Below are 24,819 nucleotides of genomic sequence, written 5' to 3'. Positions count from 1 at the left end.
GCCGCCCGCCGGCCCCCTCGGCCCGCGACACCCACTTCCGGAACCGGTCCAACTTCCAGAACCGCCCCTACTTCCGGAACCGCTCCGGACACTGCCCGCCGTCGGCGAGATAGGTCTCCGCCCAGCGCCCCAGCTCCTTGAGCGCGGGATCCATCGCCAGACCGGCCTCCGTCAGCCGGTAGGAGACGCGCAACGGCGGTCCCGCGTCCACCTCGCGGACGACCAGGCCGGTCGACGCCAGCTCCATGAGCCGGTCGGAGAGCATCCGCTCACTGATCCCCGGGATGGCCCGCCGCAGATCGGCGAAGTGCACCGGGCCCGGCATCAGGGTGGCGACGATCAGCCCCGTCCAGCGCTTCCCGAACAGCTCGAAGACGCGCGTCATCTTGCCGTCGACCTGCCTGCACATCGCCTCGCCGTGGTCCGCCATACACCCAGAGTACCGCCTTCCCGTTGGCTACTGCGGAAAAGTAAGTTCCTGTGCTATCAATAGTGACGTACGGAATTTAACCAGTGGTCGAGCGCCGCCCGGCCGCCTGTCGAAGGACCGATCCCATGGCCACGCTTCTGCTCATCGACTCGTCCGTCTTTCCCGAGGGCGGCTCCGCCTCCCGTTCCGTCACCGCGGCCTTCCGCAAGGCCTGGGAGGACCAGCACCCCGACGGCACCGTGATCCACCGCGACCTGGCCGCCGATCCGCTGCCGCACCTCGACGGCGCCGGCGCCTCCGCCGCCTTCTCCGACCCGGCCACCCACACCCCCGAGCAGCAGGCGGCCTTCGCACGGCGCGTCGAGCTCGTCGAGGAGCTGGAACGGGCCGACGCGGTCGTCATCGGGGCGCCGATGTACAACTTCACGATCCCCTCCACGCTCAAGGCGTGGCTCGACCAGGTGATCATCATGGGGCGCACGGCGGGCGAGCAGCCGTCGGCCAAGGGCACCCCGGTCACCGTCGTCGCCAGCCGTGGCGGTTCCTACGCGCCGGGCACGCCCCGTGAGCCCTTCGAGTACGTCCAGAACTACCTGGAGGCCGTGCTGAACGGCGGGCTGGGCCTGGAGGTCGACTTCATCGTTCCCGAGCTGACCATGGCTCCGAACAACCCGGCGATGGCCGAGCTGGTCCCGCTGTACGAGACCTCCCGCGAGAAGGCCCACGAGGACGCGGCGGCCAAGGCCAAGGCCCTCGTCGCGCGCCTCGCCGCCTGAGCCCGGCCGCAACACCGGAGCGGGGCGAGATCGGGGCGCGAGCGGGCGGACAGCACGGCCGCGCGCGCCCGATGCAGCCACCTCCCGGCGGGCACCCGCCGGGAGGGCACGGCCCCCGGCCCCCACCTTGCGCCCGCCCCCGGAGCACCGGTCCCCGGCCCCTCGGCCCCACGCCCCGGCCGCCGCGCCCCGGGCCCCCACGCCCCCCGCGTCCTCACGTCAGCCACGATCACCCCTCCCGCACCGGCCCCCTCCCCACCCCCACCGCCACCATCGCCCCCACAGCGAGCGCCCCGCCCAGCCACAGCGCACCGGTCGCGCCCCAGCCGTCCGCGGCCCGCCCGCCGGCCAGCGCCCCGAGCGCGATGGCCCCGTTGAACACCGCCACGAACAGCGCGGAGGCCGCCTCACGGGCCCCCGGAGCGGCCGCCATCAGCCAGGTCTGCGTGCTGACCGACACGCCCCCGTAGGCCAGCCCCCATACGGTCACCAACAGGGCCGCTCCCGGTATCCCTGCACCGCGTCCCAGCAGCGGCATCAGCAACACCGCCCCCGCGAGCACCCCGCAGATCGCCAGCAACGCCGCCCGCGGTGACCGCGCCGCCCCGGCCCCGGCCAGGAAGTTCCCGGCCAGTCCCGCGAGGCCGAAGGCCAGCAGCAGCGTGCTGATCTGCCCGGCGTCCGCGCCGGCCACCTCCTCGAGCACCGGCCGCACATACGTGTACGCGGCGAAGTGCCCGGTCACCAGGAGGGCCACCAGGACGAGCCCGGTCCGTACGGGGGCGCCGCGCAGCACCGCCAGCACCCCGTTCAGCCGCACCGCGGCGGCCTCCGGCAGTGGTGGCAGCAGTACGGCCAGCGCGACCGCGACCGCCCCGCAGACCACGGCCATCGCCCCGAACGCGGTGCGCCGGCCGCCCAGTTCGCCCAGGAAGGTGCCGGCCGGCACCCCCAATACGGACGCCGCCGCGACCCCGCTGAAGATCAGGGACGTCGCCGCCGCCACGCTCCGCGCGGGCACCAGCCGCACCGCGAGCCCCGCCGCGATCGCCCACACCCCGCCCATCCCCAGCCCCACCAGCACCCGGGCCACCAGCAGCACCACGACATTCGGCGCATACGCCGCCAGCAAATTGGCCGCCGCCAGCGTGCCCATCAGGGCCACCAGCACCGCCCGCCGGTCCCGCCGCCCCGCCAGCATCGTCAGCAACGGGGCCGACACCGCCGCCACCAGGCCCGTGACCGTCAGCGTCAGGCCCGCCGTACCGGCCGAGATCCGCAACTCCCGGCCGATCGGGGTCAGCAGCCCCACCGGCAGCATCTCCGACGTCACCACCGTGAACGTCGCCGCCGCCAGCGCCCCGACGGCCGGCAGCCCACCGCCCCGCCCAAGCTCCGACTCCCCTGCCCGCGCGGCCACTTCGGCGCCACGGGACCTCGCCCCGCCCTCGATGTTCGTCATGACCCCAGCCAACGCCCGCCCTCACAGGGGAACAACGGCCCACCTCTCACGCTTCTATGAGCAGGACTCATCGATCCACCGCGCAGACCACCGCCCGATCCCCGGAGGCACCCATGAGCGGCCCGCCCGCCGCCATCACCGGCCTGCCCGCCCCCGGCCTCGAACTGCGCGAGCTGGAGTGCTTCCTCGTCCTCTCCGAGGAGCTGCACTTCGGCCGCACCGGTGAGCGGCTGTATGTCTCGCAGAGCCGCGTCAGCCAGCTGCTGCGCGCCCTGGAGTCCCGGATCGGCGCCCGCCTCGTGGACCGCACCAGCCGCCGGGTCCGCCTGACCCCGCTCGGCGAGGAGTTCCGTACGTCGCTGCGCCCCGCCTACGACGCGCTGCGCGCCACCGTGGAGCGCGCCCGCAGCGCCGCCCGCGGTATCGACGGTCGGCTGACGGTCGGCTTCCAGGGCACCGCCGACGACCGGATCATGCGGGCTCTCGACGTCTTCCACCGCCGCCACCCGGGCTGCGCCACCGAGATCGTCGAGATCCCGCTGAGCGACCCCTTCGGCGCGCTGCGCAGCGGCGCGGTCGACGCGGCCGTCACGCTGCTGCCCGTCGCCGAGCCCGATCTCACCCTCGGCGCCGTCTTCCCGGCCCAGCAGCAGACCCTCGCCGTCTCCGCACGGCACCCCCTGGCGTCCCGCGCCACCATCGGCGCCGAGGATCTCGCGACCACCCCGCTGATTTCCCCGGCGGGCCCGGCGCCCGCCTACTGGCGCGCGGCCCACGCCCCGGCCGCCACCCCACAGGGCCGCCCGATCCCCGCCGGGCCCGGCGTCAGCACGCTCCAGGAGGGCCTCACCCTCGCCGCGGCCGGCCGCGGCGGCATGCTGCTGTGCCGCCCCACCGCCGACTACCACGGCCGCCGCGACCTCGCCTTCGTCCCCGTCACCGGCCTGCCGGGCTCGGTCCTGGGCCTGGTCCACCACACCGCCCGGGAAAACGCGCGGGTCCGCGCCTTCCGTACGGTCGTGACCGAAATCGCCGGGTGACGGAGGCAACGGCGCGGGCGGAAACGGGCCCGGTGAGGGCGGCGGAGGGTGCGGATGTGACGTAGCCCTCAACGGACCGGCCGAGGGCTGCCGCCGGCGGCCCAGACCCGTGACATAGGCAACAAGTGACGAACACAACGAAAGACCCCCGGTCGCCGGATTTCTCCGGAGACCAGGGGTCTCATCTGTGCGCGAGGGGGGAGTTGAACCCCCACGCCCTTTCGGGCACTGGAACCTGAATCCAGCGCGTCTGCCTATTCCGCCACCCGCGCATGGGTGCTGCCGGTTGATTCTCTCACGTGATCCGGGCGGTTCCGTCCGGGTCTTGTGCGAGCGCCTGCCGACATCCAGAACATTAGCACGCTGTCAGGGGTGTCTTCACACGCCTTTCCCCCGGTCCCCGCCCTGCGGCAACCAGGGCGGCACCCCGCCTCACCCCCCGGGCATTGGCCGCGCGCTGCCCCTAGGGGTCACACTCGCGGTAGCCGCAATCAGGGTGCGGGCCGTCCGGTCCGTCTCGGGGCCGGCCGACCGGGCCGGTCCCGCGTCATGTCCGACTCCGGCCCCCGCCCGGCCGGAGTGGTCGGCGGTTGCGGGACACTGTCTTCGGGGCACATCTACGATCGCAGTGCACGAGCAGTGGGCAAGGAGCAGACAAGCACCGGGCAACCCTGTGAGGGGCGACACTCGTCCTCTAGGCGGGAAAGGGGAACCAGCCGATTTCCCGACGCGTGGATACGATCAGTAAGCAGTATCAGGACGACTCGATCAGGACGACCCCGACGAAGACTGAGGAAGGAGGTGCCCCGTGGGAGTACTGAAGCGTTTCGAGCAGCGTCTCGAAGGTCTCGTCAACGGCACCTTCGCCAAGGTGTTCAAGTCCGAGGTGCAGCCCGTTGAGATCGCCGGCGCGCTACAGCGCGAGTGCGACAACAACGCCACCATCTGGAACCGCGACCGCACGGTCGTCCCCAACGACTTCATCGTCGAGCTGAGCACCCCCGACTACGAGCGGCTGAGCCCCTACAGCGGGCAGCTCGGCGACGAGCTCTCCAGCATGGTCCGCGACTACGCCAAGCAGCAGCGGTACACCTTCATGGGCTCGATCAAGGTCCATCTGGAGAAGGCCGACGATCTCGACACCGGCCTGTACCGCGTGCGCAGCCGCACGCTCGCCTCCAGCTCGTCGCAGGACCAGCCGGGCCCCGCGGCCGACCGGCGCTCCGCCGCGGCGCCTCGCGGCGGCCAGCCCGGCGGCGGCCATGTGAGCCCGCCCCCCATGCCTTCGTCCCCGCCTCCCGGCGGCGCACAGCCCGTACCTCGTACGGCACCGCCCGGTGCAGGACCGCAGCCCCACGCGCAAACCAGGCGCTGGATCGAGATCAACGGCACCCGCCATCAGATCTCGCGCCCCACGCTCGTGCTGGGCCGCAGCACCGACGCTGACGTACGGATCGACGACCCGGGTGTCTCCCGGCGTCACTGTGAGATCCGGGTCGGAACGCCCCCCATGGTCCAGGATCTGGGTTCCACGAACGGCATCGTGGTAGACGGGCAGCACACCACTCGCGCTAATCTCCGCGACGGTTCGCGGATTGTCGTGGGCAGTACCACCATCGTTTACCGGCAAGCCGAAGGGTGAAGCGGGGAGCATGTCAGAGCTGACCCTCACGGTCATGCGGTTGGGTTTCCTCGCCGTACTGTGGCTGTTCGTCATCGTGGCCGTTCAGGTCATCCGCAGCGATCTGTTCGGCACGCGCGTCACACAACGCGGTGCCGCCCGTCGCGGCGGTCAGGAAGCGCGTGCGCAGCGTCAGGCTGCCGCACCGCCGCAGCAGCAGCGCCGCCAGGAAGGCGGCCGCGGCAACAACAACCGGCAGCGCCGCGGAGCGCCCACGAAGCTCGTGGTCTCCGAAGGCTCGCTGACCGGCACCACCGTCGCCCTCCAAGGCCAGACCATCTCTCTGGGCCGAGCGCACGACTCCACGATCGTGCTGGACGACGACTACGCGTCCAGCAGGCATGCCAGGATCTACCCGGACCGTGACGGCCAGTGGATCGTCGAGGACCTCGGTTCCACCAACGGCACGTACCTGGACCGGACCCGATTGACGACCCCGACACCGATTCCGCTGGGAGCCCCGATCCGCATCGGCAAGACCGTCATCGAGCTGCGGAAGTAGTACGACAATGAGCGAGCGGAGCGAGCGAGCCGCGGCGGTCCACTCGGCGGACCCGGGCGTGCTCCCGACCGGAGGGTGGGCAGTGTGGCTCGAAGAGACCGGCTGTACCCCGAGCCGACGGGAGAGGTGCGCATGAGTCTGTCACTGCGCTTCGCCGCCGGATCGCACAAGGGCATGATCCGCGAGGGCAACGAGGACTCCGGCTACGCCGGGCCACGGCTGCTCGCCATCGCCGACGGCATGGGCGGCCAGGCCGCCGGTGAGGTCGCCTCCTCCGAGGTGATCTCCACCCTCGTCCAGCTCGACGACGACGTCCCCGGCTCCGACCTCCTCACCTCCCTGGGCACGGCCGTCACACGCGCCAATGACCAGTTGCGGGAGATGGTCGAGGAGGACCCGCAGCTGGAGGGCATGGGCACGACCCTGACCGCCCTGCTGTGGACCGGGCAGCGGCTCGGCCTCGTCCATGTCGGCGACTCGCGTGCGTATCTGCTGCGCGACGGCGTCCTGACCCAGATCACCCAGGACCACACCTGGGTGCAGCGGCTGGTCGACGAGGGCCGGATCACCGAAGAGGAAGCCACCACCCATCCGCAGCGGTCGCTGCTGATGCGGGCGCTGGGCAGCGGCGATCACGTCGAGCCCGATCTGTCGATCCGTGAGGTGCGGGCCGGCGACCGGTATCTGATCTGCTCGGACGGGCTGTCCGGGGTGGTCAGCCACCAGACGCTGGAGGAGACCCTCGCCAGCTACCACGGTCCGCAGGAGACGGTGCAGGAGCTGATCCAGCTCGCGCTGCGCGGCGGCGGACCCGACAACATCACCTGCATCGTCGCCGACGTCCTGGACGTGGACGGCAACGAGACGCTGGCCGGCCAGCTCAACGACACCCCGGTCATCGTCGGTGCCGTCGCGGAGAACCAGAACCAGCTCAGCGACCCGAGCACGATGCAGACTCCCGCCGCCCGGGCCGCCGAACTCGGCCGGCACGGCGGCCCCAACCCGGGTGCGCCCGGTGGTGCCTTCGGGCCGCCCGGCAGCGGTGACACGGAGGTCGGCGGCCCGCCACAGGGCTCGTTCGGCGCGTTCATGGACGAGGACTTCGTCAAGCCGCGGCGGCGCGGGCGGTGGCTCAAGCGGTCACTGTTCATCGCGCTGGCGCTGGCCGTCGTGGGCGGCGGCTGCTACGCGGGCTACAACTGGACGCAGACCCAGTACTTCGTCGGTGCCAAGGACGACCACATCGCGCTCTACCGGGGCATCAGCCAGGACCTCGCGTGGATCAGGCTCAATGATGTCGACGAGGACCACCCCGAGATCGAACTCAAGTACCTGCCGCCGTATCAGCGGAATCAGGTCAAGGAGACGATCGCGGTCGACAATCGCACGCAAGCGGGCGAAAAGGTCACCGAACTGAGCAAGCAGGCCAACGCCTGCCGTAGTAAGGAGCAGCGGGAGGCCGCCGAGCGGGACGCGGCGCGTCACCCGGGCCACGGCCAGACGGGCACGCCGAGCAAGCCCGGTTCCCCGTCGCAGTCGCCGAGCTCCAAGCCCGGCAGCACCGGCAAGAACAGCGGCACCGGCACCGCCGGCACGCTGGCGGCGACCACGTCTCCGTCTCCCGAAGCCACTCCCAGCCAGGCCCCTTCCCAGGAGCAGCAGAAGCTGGAAAAGAATTGCAGCACCCAGCAGTGAGGGCGTAGGGGGCCGTAGATCTCATGAGCAGCAGCACCACCAACACCACCACCATCGGCACCATCGGAGCCCCGAGCCGCCGCAACACCGAGCTCGCGATGCTCATCTTCGCGGTGCTGATTCCGGTCTTCGCATACGTCAACGTCGGTCTGGCGAAGGACGGTACGGTGCCGGCCGGTGTGCTGGGCTACGGCCTCGGGCTGGGCCTGCTGGCGGGCGTCGCGCATCTCGTCGTCCGCAAGTGGGCGCCGTACGCCGACCCGCTGATGCTGCCCATCTCCACCCTGCTCAACGGCCTGGGCCTGATCTTCATCTGGCGGCTGGACCAGGAGCCGTCGCTGGGCAAGGCGATGGCCCCCAACCAGCTGATGTGGTCGACGTTCGGCGTCGCGCTCTTCCTGGGCATCCTGATCTTCCTCAAGGACCACCGCGTCCTTCAGCGCTACACCTACATCTCGATGGTGGTCGCGCTGGTGCTGCTGGTCGCGCCGATGTTCTTCCCCGGTGTGAACGGCGCGAAGATCTGGATCACGATCCCGGGTCTCGGCTCACTCCAGCCCGGCGAGTTCGCGAAGATCATCATCGCGATCTTCTTCGCCGGCTACCTGATGGTGAAGCGGGACGCGCTGGCGCTGGCCAGCCGCCGCTTCATGGGGCTCTACCTCCCCCGCGGCCGCGACCTCGGCCCGATCCTCGTCATCTGGGCGCTGAGCCTGATGATCCTGGTCTTCGAGACCGACCTCGGTACCTCGCTGCTGTTCTTCGGCCTGTTCGTCGTGATGCTGTACGTGGCGACCGAGCGGACCAGCTGGATCGTGTTCGGTCTGCTGCTCAGCGCGGGCGGCGCGGTCGCGGTGGCGACCTTCGAGTCGCACGTCCAGACGCGTGTCCACAACTGGCTCAACCCGCTGGAGCTGCTCAACGGCGGTGTCACCGAGACCGCCCAGGCCATGTACTCCTTCGGCTCCGGCGGCATCCTCGGCTCCGGACTGGGCCAGGGCTACTCCCGCCTGATCCTCGGTATCGCGCCGAAGAGTGACTACATCCTCGCCACGGTCGGCGAGGAGGTCGGCCTCGCCGGACTGATGGCCATCCTGCTGCTGTACGGCCTGCTCATCGAGCGCGGAATCCGTACGGCGCTGGCGGCCCGCGACCCGTTCGGCAAGCTGCTCGCGATCGGCCTGTCCGGTGCCTTCGCCCTTCAGGTCTTCGTCGTCGCCGGCGGCGTGACGGGCCTGATCCCGCTGACGGGTATGACGATGCCGTTCCTCGCCCAGGGTGGCTCGTCCGTGATCGCCAACTGGGCACTGGTCGCCATCCTGCTGCGGATCAGCGACACCGCGCGCCGCCCGGCGCCGGCCCCCGCCCCCTCCACCGACGCCGAGATGACCCAGGTGGTCCGTCCGTGAACAAGCCTCTGCGCCGGGTCGCGATCTTCTGCGGCCTGCTCGTCCTCGCCCTGCTGGTCCGCGTCAACTGGGTGCAGTTCGTCCAGGGTGACGAGCTCAAGAACGACCCGCACAACCGCCGGGTCGCCATCGAGCGCTACAGCACCCCGCGCGGCAACATCATCGTGGACGGCAAGGCCATCACCGGCTCCACGACCACCGACAGCGGCGACTTCAAGTACAAGCGGACGTACAAGAACGGCAAGATGTGGGCGCCGGTCACCGGCTACGCCTCGCAGGCCTTCGACGCCAACCAGCTCGAGAAGCTCAACGACAAGTTTCTCTCCGGCACCGACGACAGGCTCTTCTTCAGCCGCACGGTCGACATGTTCACCGGCGGCAAGCAGAAGGGCGGCAACGTGGTGACCACCCTTGACGCCAAGGCCCAGAAGGCCGCCTTCGACGGCCTCGGCCACCAGAAGGGCGCGGTCGCCGCGATCAACCCGGAGACCGGTGCGATCCTGGCCCTGGCCAGCACCCCGTCCTACGACCCGTCCACCTTCGCCGGGATGAGCAACAAGGACGCCGAGGCGTACAGCGGGCTCCAGAAGAAGAGCAACCCCGACGAGCCGATGCTCAACCGGGCGCTGCGCCAGACCTACCCGCCCGGCTCCACCTTCAAGGTCGTCACGGCCTCGGCCGCCCTGGAGAACGGTCTCTACGACGACGTCGACACCAACACCCGGTCGCCGCTGCCCTACACGCTCCCCGACACCTCGGGCATCGAGCTGAAGAACGAGGGCAACATCCCCTGCAAGAACGCCACCCTGCGGGAAGCGCTGCGGGTGTCCTGCAACACCGTGTTCGGCAAGATCAGCGCCGATCTCGGCAACAAGAAGATGATGGACGAGGCGCAGAAGTTCGGCTTCAACAACCCGGAGATCTACACCCCGGTCCGCGCCTCGGAGAGCATCTTCCCCAAGGACAACCGGCCGCAGAACGCGATGGCGGGCATCGGCCAGGCCTCCAACCGCGCCACGCCGCTCCAGATGGCCATGGTCGCCTCGGCGGTCGCCAACGGCGGCAAGCTGATGAAGCCGTACATGGTCGACAAGCTGGTCGCGACGAACCTCAATGTGGTCCAGCAGCACACTCCGCAGGAGATGAGCCAGCCGCTCAGCCCGGAGAACGCGCAGAAGGTCCAGAGCATCATGGAGACCGTGGTCAAGTCGGGTACGGGAACCAACGCCCAGATCCCGAACGTCACAGTCGGCGGTAAGACCGGTACCGCACAGCACGGCGAGAACAACAAGGACAATCCGTACGCCTGGTTCATCTCCTACGCGAAGACAGACAAGGGCACCCCCGTCGCGGTGGCCGTCGTCATTGAGGGATCCGACACGCTCCGCGATGACATCGCCGGCGGCAAGCTCGCAGCTCCGGTCGCGAAGCGCGTCATGCAGGCGGTACTCGAAGGCGAGAAGTGACGCGGATCATGCCAATACCGGTCACGTATCAGGTTGCGGCTCCGGCCCGGTCCGGTCCGGCGTGGCGGGTACGGTATGCCCGGACAGCACACCGCCGGACCACACACCGGTGCGGTCGGGACTGACGGAGAGGGCTGGAGAAGCTTATGGAAGAGCCGCGTCGCCTCGGCGGCCGGTACGAGCTGGGCTCGGTGCTCGGCCGCGGTGGCATGGCCGAGGTGTACCTCGCGCATGACACCCGCCTGGGCCGCACCGTGGCTGTGAAGACGCTGCGGGTGGACCTCGCCCGTGACCCGTCCTTCCAGGCCCGGTTCCGCCGTGAGGCCCAGTCGGCCGCCTCGCTGAACCATCCGTCGATCGTCGCGGTCTACGACACCGGCGAGGACTATGTCGACGGTGTCTCGATCCCGTACATCGTCATGGAGTACGTCGACGGCTCCACGCTCCGTGAGCTGCTGCACTCCGGAAGAAAGCTGCTGCCCGAGCGCTCGCTGGAGATGACCACCGGTGTCCTCCAGGCGCTGGAGTACTCCCACCGGGCCGGCATCGTCCACCGCGACATCAAGCCGGCCAACGTCATGCTGACGCGCACCGGCCAGGTCAAGGTCATGGACTTCGGTATCGCCCGGGCCATGGGTGATGCCGGGATGACGATGACGCAGACCGCGGCGGTCATCGGCACGGCCCAGTACCTCTCGCCGGAGCAGGCCAAGGGCGAGCAGGTCGACGCCCGCTCCGACCTGTACTCCACCGGCTGTCTGCTGTACGAGCTGCTCACGGTACGGCCACCGTTCGTCGGTGACTCACCGGTCGCGGTGGCCTATCAGCATGTCCGCGAGGAGCCGCAGAAGCCGAGCAACTTCGACCCCGAGATCACGCCGGAGATGGACGCCATCGTCCTGAAGGCGCTGGTCAAGGACCCGGACTACCGCTATCAGTCGGCCGACGAGATGCGTGCCGACATCGAGGCGGCGCTGGACGGCCAGCCGGTCGCGGCGGCCTCCGCGATGGGCGCGGCCGGCTACGACCAGGACCAGCCGACCACCATGCTGCGTCCGCAGGACCCGGCCGGCCAGACCTCCATGCTTCCGCCGATGAACGCGGACGACGGGGGCTACGGCTATGACGACCGCGGCGACCGCCGCCGCGGTGGCGGCCAGAAGAAGAGCAACACCTCGACGATCCTGCTGGTGCTCGCGGCCGTCCTCGTCCTGATCGGTGCGATCTTCATCGGCAAGGCGATGTTCACCAAGACCAATGGGGGCGGCACGTCATCGGTGCCCAACCTCGTCGGCAAGTCCTTCAAGGACGCCAAGGCGTCCGGTCGCAACGGCGGCTTCCAGGTCGAGGAGGCCGGCCGCAAGGCCTGCGACAACGTCAAGCGGGGCCAGGTCACCGAGCAGACCCCGAAGCCCGGCGGCGAGGTCAAGAAGGACGAGGCGGTCCAGGTCACGCTGTGCACCGGGGCCGTCAAGGTCACCGTTCCGGACGTGGAGGACTACTCGTACGAGAAGGCGGTCGACCGCCTCGAGCGCAAGGGCTTCAAGAACGTCCGGCCGGTCAAGAAGGAATCCGACCGGGCCCCGGGCACCGTGATCGGCCAGAATCCCAAGGCCCAAAGCGAGGCGGCCAAGAGCACGGAGATCGTCCTCACCGTTGCTCAGGAGTCCCCGAAGGCGAACGTCCCGCCCGTCACGGGCCAAGACTTCGAGGCGGCCAAGAAGCAGCTTGAAACCCTGGGTTTCAAGGTCGCCAAGGTCGAACAGGACGTCACCGACCCGGCCCAGGTCGGCAAGGTGCAGAGCCAGAGCCCCGAGGGAAACACCCCGGCCAAGCTCGGCTCCACCGTGACCCTCACGGTCGGCAAGGCGGGGGCCCAGACGCCGGTACCGGGTGTCGTCGGCCAGACCGTGAAGGACGCGAAGAAGGCGCTCCAGCAGGCCGGCTTCACCAACATCCAGTTCGCCGGAGACAGCCCGCAGGACGACAACGCCCGCGTGGCCGCCCAGGACCCGCAGCCGACGACACCGTCCGACCCCAAGACCACCACCGTGACCCTGACCACCATCGGTGGCGGCAACGGCGGCGGCAACGGCAACGGCGGCGATGACGGCGGCGGCTTCATCGGCGGACCGTTCGGCTAGCAGCCCGGCCGCTTCGGCCCGGCACACACGAAGCCCCGGCAGCCCTTCACAGGGCGCCGGGGCTTTCTGTTGCAGCTCCGCGGTCTCCGCAGTCTCCGCGGCCTAGCGGAGTTCCTTCGGCGGCGTGCGCTCCGCGTCGACCTTCTCGGTCCGCTCCAGTTCGCCCCAGACGACGTAGCGGTAGGTCGAGGTGTAGACCGGAGTGCAGGTCGTGAGGGTGATGTAGCGGCCGGCCTTGCGCTTGCCGGATTCCTTCGGGATGTCGTCGAGGACGTCCACGTTGTACTTCGAGGTCTCCGGCAGGGTCGCGAAGACCTTGTAGACGTACCAGGTGTCCTTGGTCTCGAAGACGATCGGGTCGCCGTCCTTGAGCTTGTCGATGTTGTGGAACTTCGCGCCGTGGCCGTCGCGGTGCGCGGCGAGGGTGAAGTTGCCCTTCTTGTCCTTGGGCAGCCCCGACTTGACCGGCTTCGTGTAATAGCCGGCCACCCCCTCGTTGAGGATCTCGGAGTCGGTGCCCTTCTCGACCAGCACCTCGCCGTTGTTCATCGCCGGTACGTGCAGAAAGCCGATGCCGTCCTTGGTGTCCAGCTCGCCCGGCCCCTTGGGCCCGTTGCTCGCCCAGTGCCGGCGCACCTGGTCACCCTGCTTGTGCGCTTCGCGGTCGGCGAGGACATTGGTCCACCACAGCGAGTAGGCGACGAACAGGCCCAGGATCAGCCCGACCGTGATCAGCAGCTCACCGATGACGCTGACGATGGAGGCGAGGGCCCGGCGCACCCGGCGCGGCTTGAGTGGCGGCGCGGACCGGTCGCATGCCTCGTCGTTTCCGGTGGCAGTCACCGCGTAGCACCCCTCTTATGTTTGCTCAGCCGGCGAGCGCATCCGGTTTGCCCTTGCTCCGCGGCCGCTCGTCGACCATCTTGCCCCAGACGATCATCCGATAGGTACTGGTGAACTCCGGGGTGCAGGTCGTCAGGGTGATGTAGCGGCCGGGCCCGGTGAATCCTGAGCCGGGCGGCACCGGGCCGATCACGCTGGTGTTGCTCGGCGACGTCTGCGGGAGGATGCTCTCCATCTCGTAGGTGTAGTACGAGCTCTTCGTCTCGACGATGATCTTGTCGCCCTTGGTGAGCCGGTTGACATAGCGAAACGGCTCGCCGTGCGTGTTGCGATGGGCCGCCACCGCGAAGTTGCCCTTCTTGTCCCAGGGCATCGCGGTCTTGATCCCGCTGTTCTTGTCGTAGTGACCGATCAGGCCGTGGTCCAGCACCTTGTGCTTGTCGATCCCCTCGGCTATCGGCGCCTTCACATCCAGCTTGGGGATATACATGATCCCGAAGCGCTCACCGTCCGCGAGGTTCTTCTTCTCGCCGCCGCCCTTGTCCCATTCGTGCTGAAGGTTGTTGGCGGCGCCGCCCGCCTCCTGCTCGGCCAGCACATTCGTCCACCAGAGCTGATAGGTGACGAACAGCAGCATCAGCACGCCGAGGGTGATGAACACCTCGCCCAGCGCGCGGCTGGCGATCAGGCTGGGGCTGTCCTTGGCGGCTCGTGCGGCCTGCCGGGCCTCCAGCCGGGACATGGGGGCGGAGGCCGGTTCGGAAGCGGAGGCAGCGGCCGCTGTAGCGGCGGCGGCGCCGGTGTGGCGTCCACGTCTGCCGCCCCGCTTGGCGGCCTCCTGAGCGGCCTTGCGCCGGGCTGCGCGGCCCCCGGGCGCCGGGGTCGCTGCCGCGGTTTCACGTGAAACCATCGTGCCGGTTTCACGTGAAACGCCGTCCCCGTCAGGCTTCTCCGCCTGCCGCAGCGCCATGGTCTCGTCGTCCTGCCGCGACGCGGGGGCAGCGGCCCCAACCGGAGCGGGGCTCACGGCCGGATTCGGGCTCACCCGCGGGGCGGGGGCGGGTGACGCCGGTGCCTCCGGGGCGGCTTCGCGCCGGGATATCGACTCGGCGGTGGCGGGGCGGGGGACGTAGCCGGGGCCATACGCCTGGCCGTAGGCGGCCGTCTGAGGGCCGTACGCCTGCGGATCGGGCTGGGACGGCCCTTCGGGCTCCAGATGCGGGCGGAACCACGGTGAGCCCTGCCTGCCGCCCTCCTGAGCGGGTTTGCCCCGTCGGCGGCCACGGCCCGGCTGCCCGTACGGACCGGGCGCGGGTGCCGGGGGCGCCTGGCCCGGCAGCGGATCGGTCAGCGGGTCGTCCAGCCGCTCCACCGCCGCCTCGAACGGATCGGGCTGCCGGTCCGGCTCGTTCGGCTCGTAGGGTCTCCCTTCACGTTCCGGGCGCAGGGCGGTCACCCGCCTGCCTTGCCGACCACCGGGGCCAGCCCCGTCGAGCGCTCCACCGCCCCCTTGTCACCGCATTCGACGAGCCAGTTGGCCAGCATCCGGTGCCCCCACTCCGTCAGTACCGACTCGGGGTGGAACTGGACGCCCTCGACCGGGAGTTCGCGGTGCCGCAGGCCCATGACGATCCGTCCGCCGGGGACGTCCTCGGCTTCCGTCCAGGACGTGACGATCAGTTCGTCGGGGACGGTGTCCGGCTCGACCGCGAGGGAGTGGTAGCGGGTGGCGGTGAAGGGGGACGGCAGCCCGGAGAAGACGCCGACGTCCTCGTGGTGAACTAGCGAGGTCTTGCCGTGCAGCAACTCGGGGGCGCGGTCGACCACGCCGCCGTACGCGACCGCCATCGACTGCATGCCCAGGCAGACGCCGAAGACCGGGACGCCGGTGTCCGCGCAGTGCCGGACCATGTCGACGCAGACGCCGGCCTGCTCGGGCGTGCCGGGTCCGGGCGACAGCAGCACCCCGTCAAAGCCGTCCTGGGCGTGCCGCGTCGCGACCTCGTCGTTGCGCAGCACCTCGCATTCGGCGCCGAGTTGGTAGAGGTACTGGACGAGGTTGAAGACGAAGCTGTCGTAGTTGTCGACGACGAGAATCCGTGTGGTCATCGGGCGGCCATCCCTTCATCGACAGTGACGTCATTGAAGGGCAGCAGCGGCTCCGCCCACGGAAAGACGTACTGGAAAAGCACGAAGACGACCGCCAGCACGAGCACCAGGGAAATCAGCGCTTTCACCCATGTGTTGCCCGGCAGATGCCGCCAGATCCAGCCGTACATGCTGTCGCTGTCCCCTTGCCGATGCCGATGACGATGTCGATTGCGACACCAGAGTAAGGGGCGAGGGCGGGCCCAGGTGGGTCAGCCGGTCAAAGCTGATGGCCTTCCCTGTGCCACGGGTTGGGTGGAATCCAGGTGTGCCCAGGCGATCAGCCGGTGGCTGTGGCCCCATTCCGGCTCGCAGGTGGTCAGCGTGAGATAGCGCCCGGGGCCGTTGAAGCCGGACTTCCGCGGTACGGGGTCGATCACCCCGATGTCGCCGGGCAGCGTTGTGTAGGGCCGGTTGTCGATGCGGTAGGTGAACCAGGTCGTGCCGTCGGTCAGCACCACCGCGTCGCCGGGGCGGAGCCGTGGGAAGTCCTTGAAGGGGTCGCCATAGGTGCGGCGATGACCGGCGACGGAGAAGTTGCCGATCTCGCCGAGACGGGCGGTGCGGGCGTAATGGCCGAGGCCGCGCTTGAGGACGTCGGTCGCGGTGCCTTCCAGGACGGGCTTGGTCCAGTCGGCGCCCAGGCGCGGGATGTACATGACGGCGAAGGAGGCGCCCGAGGTGTAGCGGCGGGGCCGTTCGGGCGGAGTGGAGTCGCCGTCGAGGGCCGGTGTGCGGTCGGGGGCGGTGGCCCGGCCCGTGGACCACTGCTGCCGGAGTCTGCCGATCTCGCCGTCCATGGCGCTGTCGGCCTGTACGCCGGTCCAGAAGAGGAGGTAGGCCACGAAGAGCACGATCAGTGCGCCGGCGGTGACACAGATCTCGCTGAGGGTCCGCACGATCCACCGCACCGTTGTCCGGCCCCGCAGCGTCATCCGGCCCCGCCCCTCCCCGGCGCCCGCGGCGTGCGGGCTACGGCTTCACAGGCTGTGCGTAGTGGAGATCCACTGTGCCGGAGTAGCCGGGAAGAGTCACCGCCTCGTGCTGGTCGACTTTCCAGCCGAGCCCGTAGGCGTTCACGTACTGGAGGTAGTTCTGGATGGCGGGGGCGGCGGTCAGCGCGTTGGTGAGGGCCTCGCGGTCGCCGACGGCGGTGACCTTGTACGGCGGGGAGTAGACCCGGCCCTGGAGGATCAGGGTGTTGCCGACGCAGCGCACCGCGCTGGTGGAGATCAGCCGCTGGTCCATGACCTTGATGCCCTTGGCGCCGCCCTGCCACAGGGCGTTCACCACGGCCTGGAGATCCTGCTGATGGATGACCAGGTCGTTGGGCTGCGGCTCGGGCACCCCGGGGATCTTGGCGGTGGCGTTGGGCGGGGCGTCGGTGAGCGTGACCGTCACACCCTGCCCCTTCACCGGCTTGGTGCCGGCGTTCTTCTCCAGCGCCTTGAGCTTGGCCTCCTCGGCCCGGGAGCTGCCGTTGTCGCGCTGCGCGAGCGCGTCGACCTCGTCCCGCAGGGTGGCGTTACGGTCGTCCTGGGCGCCGTTTTTGTGGCTGCGTTCCTGGATGAGGTCGGACAGCCGCAGCATCGAGTCGTCCGAGCGCAGATTGGTGCCCCGCGCGGTGTCGAAGCTCAGCCAGAACAGCAGCCCGGCGAGCGCGAACACGACCAGAGTGAGGAGCCGCACGGGCCGCAGGCGGGACCGGGTGGGGCGGTCGGGGGAGTCAGCGGAATTGCTCAACGTACCCTTACTCCTTACGACGCCACGGAAGCACTACGCTAACGGACGCCCGGGAAAGGAATCCGCTCCCCACCGCGTCCGCGCCCTGGCGTACACCTCGTACCTCCCCCGCGGATGGGGGCACCGCCCGCTCGAGCGACCACGAGAGCGGGGGAGCAGCGCATCGACAGGAGAGTTCCTCGTGCCGAAGTCACGGATCCGCAAGAAGGACGACTTCACGCCGCCGCCGGCGAAGACCACCAACCTGAAGATGAGCTCAGGCCGTGGCTGGGTGGCGCCGCTGATGCTGGCGATGTTCCTCATCGGGCTGGTGTGGATCGTGATGTTCTACGTCTCCGAGGGCGATCTACCGATCGCGGCCATGGGTAACTGGAACATCGTGTGTGGCTTCGGCTTCATCGCGGTGGGCTTCGGCGTATCCACGCAGTGGAAGTAGCGCAAGCCCTGCCCAAGGCCATCCACACGGTTATCCACAGCCGGGGAAAACTTCAGAAGATCTGTGGATAACCCTCCGGAGGTTGACGCCGGTGTGATCGGCGGCACCCTCCGGAGGGCACCGGCTCCCCCGTTCCTTCCTGGGGAAACGCAGCCCGGAGCGGACCGGAACGAAAGTTCCGCACAGCTTGCACAAGATCGGCCACGCACTGTGGACAACGTGCCGGTACGGACTCTCAGCCCACCAGCTGGAGAGTCCGTACCCACACCACGGCGATGATCGCCAGGAACGCCACCGCGCAGGTCGCGGCGTGCACCAGCGTCCGGCGCTCGCGCGACGCATGCACCATCCCGAACGCCACCGCGGCGCCCACCACCAGGCCGCCGACATGAGCCTGCCAGGCGATGTTCGGCCACAGGAACGTGAAGGCCAGGTTGATGCCGAGCAGGATCAGCACCGGCTTCATGTCGTAATTCAGCCGCCGCAGGAGCACGGCCGTCGCACCGAGCAGCCCGAAGATCGCGCCGGAGGCGCCCAGCGAGGGCTGGCCCGGCGCGGCGAGGAGATAGGATAGGGCGCTGCCGCCCAGGCCGGCGAGCAGATAGAGCGCGATGTACCGCAGCCGGCCGAGCGCCGCCTCCAGCGGCGGCCCCAGCCACCACAGCGAGAGCATGTTGAACGCGAAGTGCGCGATCTGCTGGTGCAGGAACATCGCGGTCAGCAGGCGGTACCACTCGCCCTCGGCGACACCGATGAGCTGATACCGGCTCGGGTCGGCGGCGAGCCCGAGCAGATCGAGCCGGCTGACCAGCTGGCTCAGGTCACCGCCCGTCGCCAGCACGGCGACGAACACGGCGGCGTTGAGGCCCAGCAGGATCTTGGTGATCAGCCGCGGATCGGCCGCGACCGTGCCGCCCGCGATCGTGCGCGGCGCGGCGGCCTGTGGTGCGTGACCGGTGCCGCCACCGCTGCGCACACACTCCGGGCACTGGAAGCCGACCGAGGCACTGACCATGCACTCGGGGCATATGGGCCGGTCACAGCGGGTGCAGCGGATGCCGGTGGGGCGATCCGGGTGACGGTGGCAGCCCGGCAGGCCATCGTCATCCCGCGCGTCCTGCGGCTCCTTCGGGCTGCCTGGCACCTGGTCCATCCGTCCCCTCGTCCTCTTCTCGTCCGGGCGCGTCAGCGCTTCGCCTCTCCGCCCGGCCTCCGCCCCGTGGACGAGCGTCGCGCCCCGCCTGATGTACGACCGGGCGGGGCGCAATGGTTCCCCGGATCCGTCCGGGGCGGGCGACGCGGGTCAGCGGGTCTCGACGGCCACCGACTCGATCACGACGTCCTGGAGCGGACGGTCGGTGCGCGGGTTGGTCTGGGTGGCGGCGATGGCGTCGACGACCTTCTTGCTCGCCTCGTTGCTGACCTCACCGAAGATGGTGTGCTTGCCGGTCAGCCACGCGGTGGCCCCGACGGTGATGAAGAACTGCGAGCCGTTGGTGCCCGGGCCGGCGTTGGCCATGGCCAGCAGGTAGGGCTTGTTGAAGGCCAGGTCGGGGTGGAACTCGTCCCCGAACTCGTAGCCGGGGCCGCCGGTGCCGTTGCCCAGCGGGTCGCCGCCCTGGATCATGAAGCCGCTGATCACCCGGTGGAAGACGGTGCCGTCGTAGAGCCGGTCCGTGGACTTCTTGCCGGTCGCCGGGTGGGTCCACTCGCGCTCACCCTTGGCGAGCTCGACGAAGTTCTTGACCGTCTTCGGTGCATGGTTCGGCAGGAGCCGAATCTCGATGTCGCCCTGGTTCGTCTTCAGGGTGGCGTAGAGCTGCTCAGCCACGTTCTACCTTCCATAAGTCTTCGCTGACGGTTCCCGATCCTCGCACGAACCGGCCCGCGGAAGGCCTCCGCGCCGCCTGTGCGCGCCGTCCGGCCCGCACCTCTTGCCGGTTTTCGTGCGGATTTCCAGCGCCCGGAGCGGCAAATCGTGGCATTGTCGTCAACAAGACTCCGGTAGGTCCGCAATGACCCGGATGCCCGCTCGCACATGCCGTACGACGCGTGAGCGGGCATGATCTTCAAACGGGTGGACAGGCGACAGAGAAGACACGGGGGACCAACCCCCAAGCCCCGGACACGCCACCGAGGAGGAGGATCCCGTGACCCGCAAGAAAAGCGTGCGCGCCGCGACCGATACGGCCAAGGACAGCGTGCGGCACGCCGCGGAGGTGGTGGCTCCGTATGCCGGTACGGCCAAGGAAGCCGCCGTGCACTTCGCTCACGAGGCCCGCACACGAGCGGCTCCCAAGGTGGCCGAGGCCGCTCATCAGGCACGGGCGCAGTACGACGCGCATCTGCACCCGCGTATCGAGCACGCCCGAGGCACGCTGCCGCCCAAGGTGGACGCCGCGGCGACCCGGGCCGCCTGCCGCACCCGTAAGGCGGCCCGCCAGGCTGCCGACTACACGGCACCGCGGCTGGAGCACGCGGTGACCCACGCCCGTGCCGCGGCCGAGCCGGTTCGCGAGGAGGCGGTCGCCCGCGGTGCCGCCGCGCTCGCCGCGCTCCGCGGCCAGGTGACGGCTGCCGAGATCGCCAAGCTCCAGAAGAAGCACAGCCGGCGGGCCAAGTGCGGCAAGGCCGCCAAGCGCCTCACGGTGCTGGGCATCCTGGCCGGCGCCGCGATCGCCGCCTGGAAGTGGTGGGACAAGCAGGCCAACCCGGACTGGCTGGTCGAGCCGCCGGCTCCCACGGAGGTCAGCGACCGCGGCCGGCTGAGCGCGGTCGACGGCAGCGAGGGCGCCGCGCTGGACCCCGACGTCCAGGCCAAGCAGGCCGAGGCCGATGAACGCCGCGGCGGCACGGCCTGACACCGGAGCACCGGAACACCTCACCGGGCCGGGCCCGTCACCCCAGCGAGGGCGGCGGCCCGGCCCCGTCGCGTACGGCGGACGGCACCGGCACCGAGCGCGGCCAACTCCCCGTCAGAAACAGAAAAGCCCTCCTGACCAGCAATTTCGCCGATCGGGAAGGCTTTGAGGAGTGGAGCCTAGGGGAGTCGAACCCCTGACATCTGCCATGCAAAGACAGCGCTCTACCAACTGAGCTAAGGCCCCTTCGCGGACCAGGGTACCCGGTGTCCGACCGCTTTCCCGACCGGGTATCGCCGCACACCGTTGCTCTCCGTAGGATGCTTCGCGAGATTCGCGGCAGCGAAGCGATCGGGGAGACAGGGGAGACGGTATGGACGCAGCACAGCAGGAAGCCACCGCGCGGGCCCGGGAGCTCCAGCGCAGTTGGTACGGGGAGCCTCTGGGTGCGCTGTTCCGCCGTCTCATCGACGATCTCGGTCTGAACCAGGCCCGGCTGGCCGCTGTGCTCGGCCTGTCCGCCCCGATGCTGTCCCAGCTGATGAGCGGACAGCGCGCCAAGATAGGCAACCCGGCCGTGGTGCAGCGGGTGCAGGCGCTGCAAGACCTGGCCGGACAGGTCGCCGACGGCAGCGTCAGCGCCGCCGAGGCCACCGACCGTATGGACGAGATCAAGAAGACGGCGGGCGGTTCGGTGCTGAACAACACGGCGCAGCAGACCTCGTCGACGGGGGCGACCACCGTGCGGCGCGTGGTGCGGGAGATCCAGTCGCTGCTGCGGTCGGTCGCCGACGCCGGGGACATCATCGATGCGGCGAACACTCTCGCCCCGGCTCACCCCGAACTGGCAGAGTTCCTCCGGGTCTACGGTGCCGGTCGCACCGCGGACGCGGTCGCCCACTACGAGGCGCACCAGAGCTAGCCACAGGGGACGTCGCGAATTCGGAAAGCGGACGGGGCGCAATGGGTGAGGTCTTCGCCGGTCGGTATGAGCTGATCGACCCGATCGGGCGGGGTGGGGTGGGCGCGGTCTGGCGCGCCTGGGACGCCCGGCGCCGCCGCTACGTTGCCGCCAAGGTGCTGCAACAGAGCGACGCCCACACCCTGCTGCGCTTCGTCCGCGAACAGGCACTGCGGATCGACCATCCGCATGTGCTGGCCCCGGCGAGCTGGGCCGCGGACGACGACAAGGTGCTGTTCACCATGGACCTGGTGAACGGCGGCTCGCTGGCCCATCTGATCGGGGATTACGGCCCGTTGCCGCCACGGTTCGTGTGCACGCTCCTGGATCAGCTGCTGGCCGGGCTGACCGCGGTGCACGCGGAGGGAGTGGTGCACCGGGACATCAAGCCTGCGAACGTGCTGCTGGAGGCCACCGGCACCGGGCGGCCGCATCTGCGGCTGTCCGACTTCGGCATCGCGATGCGCAAGGGCGAGCCACGGCTCACCGAGGCCAACTACGTGGTGGGCACGCCCGGCTACTTCGCTCCCGAGCAACTGCTGGGCGCCGAACCGGACTTCCCCGCGGACCTGTTCGCGGTCGGCCTGGTCGCGCTCTATCTGATCACCGGCACCAAGCCGGACGCCGAGGCGATGAGCCAGTACTTCACCCAGCACGGCATCCCGAACGCGCCCGAGGGCGTCCCGGAGCCGCTGTGGCAGGTGCTGGCCTCCCTGGTGCACCCGGATCCGGATGCCCGGTTCAAGACGGCCACCGGGGCGCGGAAGGCGATTCTGTCGGCCGTCGAGCTGCTGCCGGACGCGACGATCGAGGACGAGATCGTCGAGGTCTTCGACCACATAGGGCCGCTGCCGGCCGGCTTCGGGCCGGACGGGCCGTTGCGTCCCCGCGGCCCGGCGGGACCCGCGACGGCCGGCGCCACCACGGGCACCGGGGCCACCGGGCAGGTCTCCATGTCGGACACCGGCAGCTTCCAGCTCGCCCCGCCGGAGCCGAGCACCCCGCCGACACCCACGCACACGCCGATGCCGAGGGCGATGCCGGGCAGCACGTACACGGGCCACGGCAGCCCGCCCACCGGTCACGGCAACACCCCGACGGGTCACGGCAACACCCCCACGGGTCACGGCAACCCCCCTACGGGTCATAGCGGCACCTACACGGGCCACGGCGACGCCGTCACCGGCCACGGCAGTACGTCCACCGGCCACGGCGGTGCCCCCACCGGCTACGGCACGCCGGCCGGGCCGTCCGCCGCGTCCGGCATGCAGCCGCTCCCGACACCGGCGTCGCCCCCGCCCCCGGCGCCCGCGTACGAGCCGACGGCCCCCGGACACCCGGAACGGTCCGCGACCCGCCCCTACACGGCGGGCCCGCTGCCGGTCCCCGGGCAGCCCCCGGCGGGCACCGCCGTCACCGTGCCGTCCCCGGCACACCACGCCCCGTACAGAAAGCCGGGCCCGCCCACGAAGGTCGCGGTGCCGGTGCTGATCGTGGCGCTGCTGTGCATCGCGGTCGGCGTCTGGGCGCTGCTCGCCGCCTGACGGGCCGCCACGCGGCCGGTGGGGCCGAGGTACACCCGGCCCCTCGGGAACCCGCTACCAGCCCTGTGGCGGCCCGAACCGGGGGTCCTGGGGCGCCTGTTGGGTCGGGTCCGTGGACTGTCCCGACAGCGAGGGGCGGCCGCCCGGCCCACCCGCGGCAGCCGCTCCGCCCGCGGCAGCCGGTCCACCCGGCCCACCCGCCGTGCCGGGCCCGGGCCGTGGACCCGCTGCACCGGCCGCGGACCGCCGCGCCACCAGCGTCCAGGCGCCCAGTCCCAGCAGCAGCACCACGCCCGTGCCGATCCCGGTGTAGGCCACCGTCATCAAGGTGCCGCTCTTCGCCGCCTCCTGTGCGGTCCGGCCCTTCTGCGCCGACTCCCGGTCCTCGGGCGTGACGGAGAAGACGCCGGCCGGCCCGGCATAGCCGGGCCCGTCCTTGGCGGTGCCCCGGACATCCACCCGGAGGGTGAGCTCCGCGCCCTTGGGGAAGTACTGCGCGGCATCGGGGTGCAGGCTCACCGCGAGGTAGTACCAGCCCGCGAACCGCATCGCGTTGACCGACCCGGTGGAGTCGAAGCGGTTGCCGTAGTCGACCGGCGCGGTGAACTCCTTGGCGGCGGCCGGCTTCCCGGTGTACGAGACAAAGCTGGGGTCGCCGACCGCACCGCGCGCCGGGTTGTAGACGGCCAGCCCGAGCACCCTGGCGAGGAAAGCGGAGGCCCGGGACGACGTCGAATTCGGCAGCTCGGCGCTGAGGTTGAGCCGCTGTCCCCAGTCCACCGGGACGCGGTAGAAGCGCGTCTCGCCCGGCCTGATCCGGTCCTTCCAGACCCCCGAGGCGACCGAGCCCGCGTCATTGAAGCCGGTACCGCCCCTGGCATTGCGCTTGGTGGCGTCCGTACGCGGTGCCGGGGTCTCGGTGCTCCAGGTGCCGTGGCCGGGCTTGGCGGGGGTACTGCCCTCCAGCCGGGGCTCGTTGAGGAAGTTGATTTCCAGCGGCCAGGTGTCGGGGCCGGAGTTCTCCGATCCCTCGCGGGTGATCACGAGGTAGTACGGGCCGGCCTTCTGGCACTCCGTACGGTCGGCGCCGACGCGACGGGTGACGTAGTCGGCGATCGGGTACGCCATACCGCCGCCGTTGAAGGACGGCCGCGCCTCCGAGCCGCAGCTCGTGCCGTTGCTGTCCTGGACGCTGAGGGTCAGCTTGTCGCCGTAGTCCGCGACCTTGGTGCCGGGTGTGGGCGCCGCGACGGCCGAGAAGTACGCATTGGTCCTGGCGTCCAGATTGACGGCGTACCACTTCTGCTCGCCGCGCTTGATGGCGTCGGTGTGCAGACCGGGCTTGAGCGACGGTGCGTCCGAGGACTTGGGGCTGCCCGCGACCTTCGTGGCGCCCTCCCCCGTGCGATAGCGGGGCACGTTCTCGGCGGAGGCCACGCCCACCGCCCCCGGCAGGATCGGCACCGCGGCGAGCGCCGCCAGCACGGCTATGCCCCTGTACGTCGTGCGCCCCGTCACCACGAGCCACCCCTCATCGGATCCGAATTCCCGCCGTCGGCACGCGGCCGCCGGCGCGCCCACCCGTAGGCGACCGCGAGACCGGCCGGCAGCAGTACGCCCACACCGCCGACGGCGACCGCCGCCACACGCCCTGTGGACCATCCTCCACCGCCACCCG

General features: G+C 70.3%; 23 protein-coding genes and 2 tRNA genes. 12 read left to right on the top strand and 13 right to left on the bottom strand.

The features are described from left to right. Positions 1-67: 67 nt before the first annotated feature. A complete protein-coding gene (locus tag AC3EUV_RS11490; RefSeq protein ID WP_387244685.1) occupies positions 68-430 on the bottom strand; it encodes a winged helix-turn-helix transcriptional regulator in 363 nt (120 codons plus the stop codon). A 125-nt stretch (positions 431-555) separates the two neighbouring features. Here AC3EUV_RS11490 and AC3EUV_RS11485 point away from each other — a divergent pair, with 125 nt between their 5' ends. Continuing rightward, the gene (locus AC3EUV_RS11485) at positions 556-1,206 is read left to right on the top strand and encodes an FMN-dependent NADH-azoreductase (RefSeq protein WP_432141364.1); all 651 of its coding nucleotides are present in this window, start codon (positions 556-558) and stop codon (positions 1,204-1,206) included. 229 nt (positions 1,207-1,435) lie between these two features. On the opposite strand, the gene AC3EUV_RS11480 is transcribed toward AC3EUV_RS11485, so the two are convergent. Continuing rightward, a complete protein-coding gene (locus AC3EUV_RS11480) occupies positions 1,436-2,668 on the bottom strand; it encodes an MFS transporter (RefSeq protein ID WP_432141365.1) in 1,233 nt (410 codons plus the stop codon). A gap of 113 nt (positions 2,669-2,781) precedes the next feature. On the opposite strand from AC3EUV_RS11480, the gene AC3EUV_RS11475 reads away from it, so the two are divergent. Then, on the top strand, positions 2,782-3,708 hold the full coding sequence (locus AC3EUV_RS11475) for a LysR family transcriptional regulator (RefSeq protein ID WP_435602792.1): 927 nt from the start codon (positions 2,782-2,784) through the stop codon (positions 3,706-3,708). Positions 3,709-3,896: 188 nt separating this feature from the next. Here the strand turns inward: AC3EUV_RS11475 and AC3EUV_RS11470 are convergent. Then, positions 3,897-3,980: transfer RNA gene (locus tag AC3EUV_RS11470), tRNA-Leu, on the bottom strand. 536 nt (positions 3,981-4,516) lie between these two features. On the opposite strand from AC3EUV_RS11470, the gene AC3EUV_RS11465 reads away from it, so the two are divergent. The 6 genes from AC3EUV_RS11465 (at position 4,517) to pknB (ending at position 12,605) form a co-directional block, all read left to right on the top strand. Continuing rightward, the gene (locus tag AC3EUV_RS11465) at positions 4,517-5,350 is read left to right on the top strand and encodes an FHA domain-containing protein (RefSeq protein WP_432141367.1); all 834 of its coding nucleotides are present in this window, start codon (positions 4,517-4,519) and stop codon (positions 5,348-5,350) included. A gap of 10 nt (positions 5,351-5,360) precedes the next feature. Beyond that, positions 5,361-5,891: an FHA domain-containing protein FhaB/FipA gene (locus AC3EUV_RS11460; RefSeq protein ID WP_042151061.1), complete on the top strand. Its 531-nt coding sequence runs from the start codon at positions 5,361-5,363 to the stop codon at positions 5,889-5,891. A gap of 132 nt (positions 5,892-6,023) precedes the next feature. Beyond that, complete coding sequence (locus AC3EUV_RS11455; RefSeq protein WP_432141368.1) at positions 6,024-7,586, top strand: Stp1/IreP family PP2C-type Ser/Thr phosphatase; 1,563 nt, start codon at positions 6,024-6,026, stop codon at positions 7,584-7,586. Between the two features lie 23 nt (positions 7,587-7,609). Next, positions 7,610-8,995 carry an FtsW/RodA/SpoVE family cell cycle protein gene (locus AC3EUV_RS11450; RefSeq protein ID WP_432141369.1) on the top strand — a complete coding sequence of 462 codons (1,386 nt, stop codon included), beginning with the start codon at positions 7,610-7,612 and terminating at the stop codon, positions 8,993-8,995. Further along, a complete protein-coding gene (locus tag AC3EUV_RS11445; RefSeq protein ID WP_432141370.1) occupies positions 8,992-10,461 on the top strand; it encodes a peptidoglycan D,D-transpeptidase FtsI family protein in 1,470 nt (489 codons plus the stop codon). Before AC3EUV_RS11450 ends, AC3EUV_RS11445 begins: the two co-directional genes overlap by 4 nt. Before the next feature lie 146 nt (positions 10,462-10,607). Then, complete coding sequence (pknB, locus tag AC3EUV_RS11440) at positions 10,608-12,605, top strand: Stk1 family PASTA domain-containing Ser/Thr kinase (RefSeq protein WP_435602791.1); 1,998 nt, start codon at positions 10,608-10,610, stop codon at positions 12,603-12,605. A gap of 102 nt (positions 12,606-12,707) precedes the next feature. On the opposite strand, the gene AC3EUV_RS11435 is transcribed toward pknB, so the two are convergent. The 6 genes from AC3EUV_RS11435 to AC3EUV_RS11410 all read right to left on the bottom strand — a co-directional run bounded on the left by AC3EUV_RS11435 (position 12,708) and on the right by AC3EUV_RS11410 (position 17,339). Next, entirely contained in the window at positions 12,708-13,448 is a 741-nt protein-coding gene (locus AC3EUV_RS11435; protein ID WP_432141372.1) for a class E sortase, read from the bottom strand. Between the two features lie 25 nt (positions 13,449-13,473). Further along, a complete protein-coding gene (locus tag AC3EUV_RS11430; protein WP_435602790.1) occupies positions 13,474-14,904 on the bottom strand; it encodes a class E sortase in 1,431 nt (476 codons plus the stop codon). Next, complete coding sequence (locus tag AC3EUV_RS11425; RefSeq protein WP_432141374.1) at positions 14,901-15,557, bottom strand: aminodeoxychorismate/anthranilate synthase component II; 657 nt, start codon at positions 15,555-15,557, stop codon at positions 14,901-14,903. Before AC3EUV_RS11425 ends, AC3EUV_RS11430 begins: the two co-directional genes overlap by 4 nt. Beyond that, positions 15,554-15,727 carry a hypothetical protein gene (locus tag AC3EUV_RS11420; RefSeq protein ID WP_018092075.1) on the bottom strand — a complete coding sequence of 58 codons (174 nt, stop codon included), beginning with the start codon at positions 15,725-15,727 and terminating at the stop codon, positions 15,554-15,556. The genes AC3EUV_RS11425 and AC3EUV_RS11420 overlap by 4 nt, the downstream gene beginning before the upstream one ends. A gap of 81 nt (positions 15,728-15,808) precedes the next feature. After that, a complete protein-coding gene (locus AC3EUV_RS11415) occupies positions 15,809-16,531 on the bottom strand; it encodes a class E sortase (RefSeq protein WP_435602789.1) in 723 nt (240 codons plus the stop codon). Between the two features lie 37 nt (positions 16,532-16,568). Further along, positions 16,569-17,339 (bottom strand): DUF881 domain-containing protein, encoded by a 771-nt coding sequence (locus tag AC3EUV_RS11410; RefSeq protein ID WP_435602787.1) that lies wholly within the window; start codon positions 17,337-17,339, stop codon positions 16,569-16,571. Between the two features lie 181 nt (positions 17,340-17,520). On the opposite strand from AC3EUV_RS11410, the gene crgA reads away from it, so the two are divergent. Further along, complete coding sequence (gene crgA / locus AC3EUV_RS11405) at positions 17,521-17,775, top strand: cell division protein CrgA (protein ID WP_018092078.1); 255 nt, start codon at positions 17,521-17,523, stop codon at positions 17,773-17,775. 235 nt (positions 17,776-18,010) lie between these two features. Here crgA and AC3EUV_RS11400 read toward each other — a convergent pair whose 3' ends face one another. Together AC3EUV_RS11400 and AC3EUV_RS11395 are read right to left on the bottom strand one after the other, a co-directional pair. Then, entirely contained in the window at positions 18,011-18,928 is a 918-nt protein-coding gene (locus tag AC3EUV_RS11400) for a rhomboid family intramembrane serine protease (RefSeq protein ID WP_432141377.1), read from the bottom strand. Between the two features lie 150 nt (positions 18,929-19,078). Beyond that, positions 19,079-19,606, bottom strand: a complete 528-nt coding sequence (locus AC3EUV_RS11395) for a peptidylprolyl isomerase (protein ID WP_042151035.1) — start codon at positions 19,604-19,606, stop codon at positions 19,079-19,081. A 319-nt stretch (positions 19,607-19,925) separates the two neighbouring features. Here AC3EUV_RS11395 and AC3EUV_RS11390 point away from each other — a divergent pair, with 319 nt between their 5' ends. Further along, positions 19,926-20,636 carry a DUF5324 family protein gene (locus AC3EUV_RS11390; RefSeq protein ID WP_432141378.1) on the top strand — a complete coding sequence of 237 codons (711 nt, stop codon included), beginning with the start codon at positions 19,926-19,928 and terminating at the stop codon, positions 20,634-20,636. Between the two features lie 173 nt (positions 20,637-20,809). Here the strand turns inward: AC3EUV_RS11390 and AC3EUV_RS11385 are convergent. Continuing rightward, positions 20,810-20,882: transfer RNA gene (locus AC3EUV_RS11385), tRNA-Ala, on the bottom strand. A 127-nt stretch (positions 20,883-21,009) separates the two neighbouring features. Between AC3EUV_RS11385 and AC3EUV_RS11380 the strand changes: the two genes are divergently transcribed. After that, entirely contained in the window at positions 21,010-21,558 is a 549-nt protein-coding gene (locus tag AC3EUV_RS11380) for a helix-turn-helix domain-containing protein (protein WP_435602785.1), read from the top strand. Positions 21,559-21,599: 41 nt separating this feature from the next. Beyond that, positions 21,600-23,141: a protein kinase domain-containing protein gene (locus AC3EUV_RS11375; RefSeq protein WP_435602784.1), complete on the top strand. Its 1,542-nt coding sequence runs from the start codon at positions 21,600-21,602 to the stop codon at positions 23,139-23,141. Between the two features lie 54 nt (positions 23,142-23,195). Here AC3EUV_RS11375 and AC3EUV_RS11370 read toward each other — a convergent pair whose 3' ends face one another. After that, positions 23,196-24,662 carry a hypothetical protein gene (locus AC3EUV_RS11370; protein WP_435602783.1) on the bottom strand — a complete coding sequence of 489 codons (1,467 nt, stop codon included), beginning with the start codon at positions 24,660-24,662 and terminating at the stop codon, positions 23,196-23,198. Positions 24,663-24,819: the final 157 nt, after the last annotated feature.

It is taken from the genome of Streptomyces sp. bgisy130 (assembly GCF_057708345.1).
The sequence above is the reverse complement of the archived record's forward strand: the minus strand, read 5'-3'. Positions and strand labels throughout refer to the sequence as shown.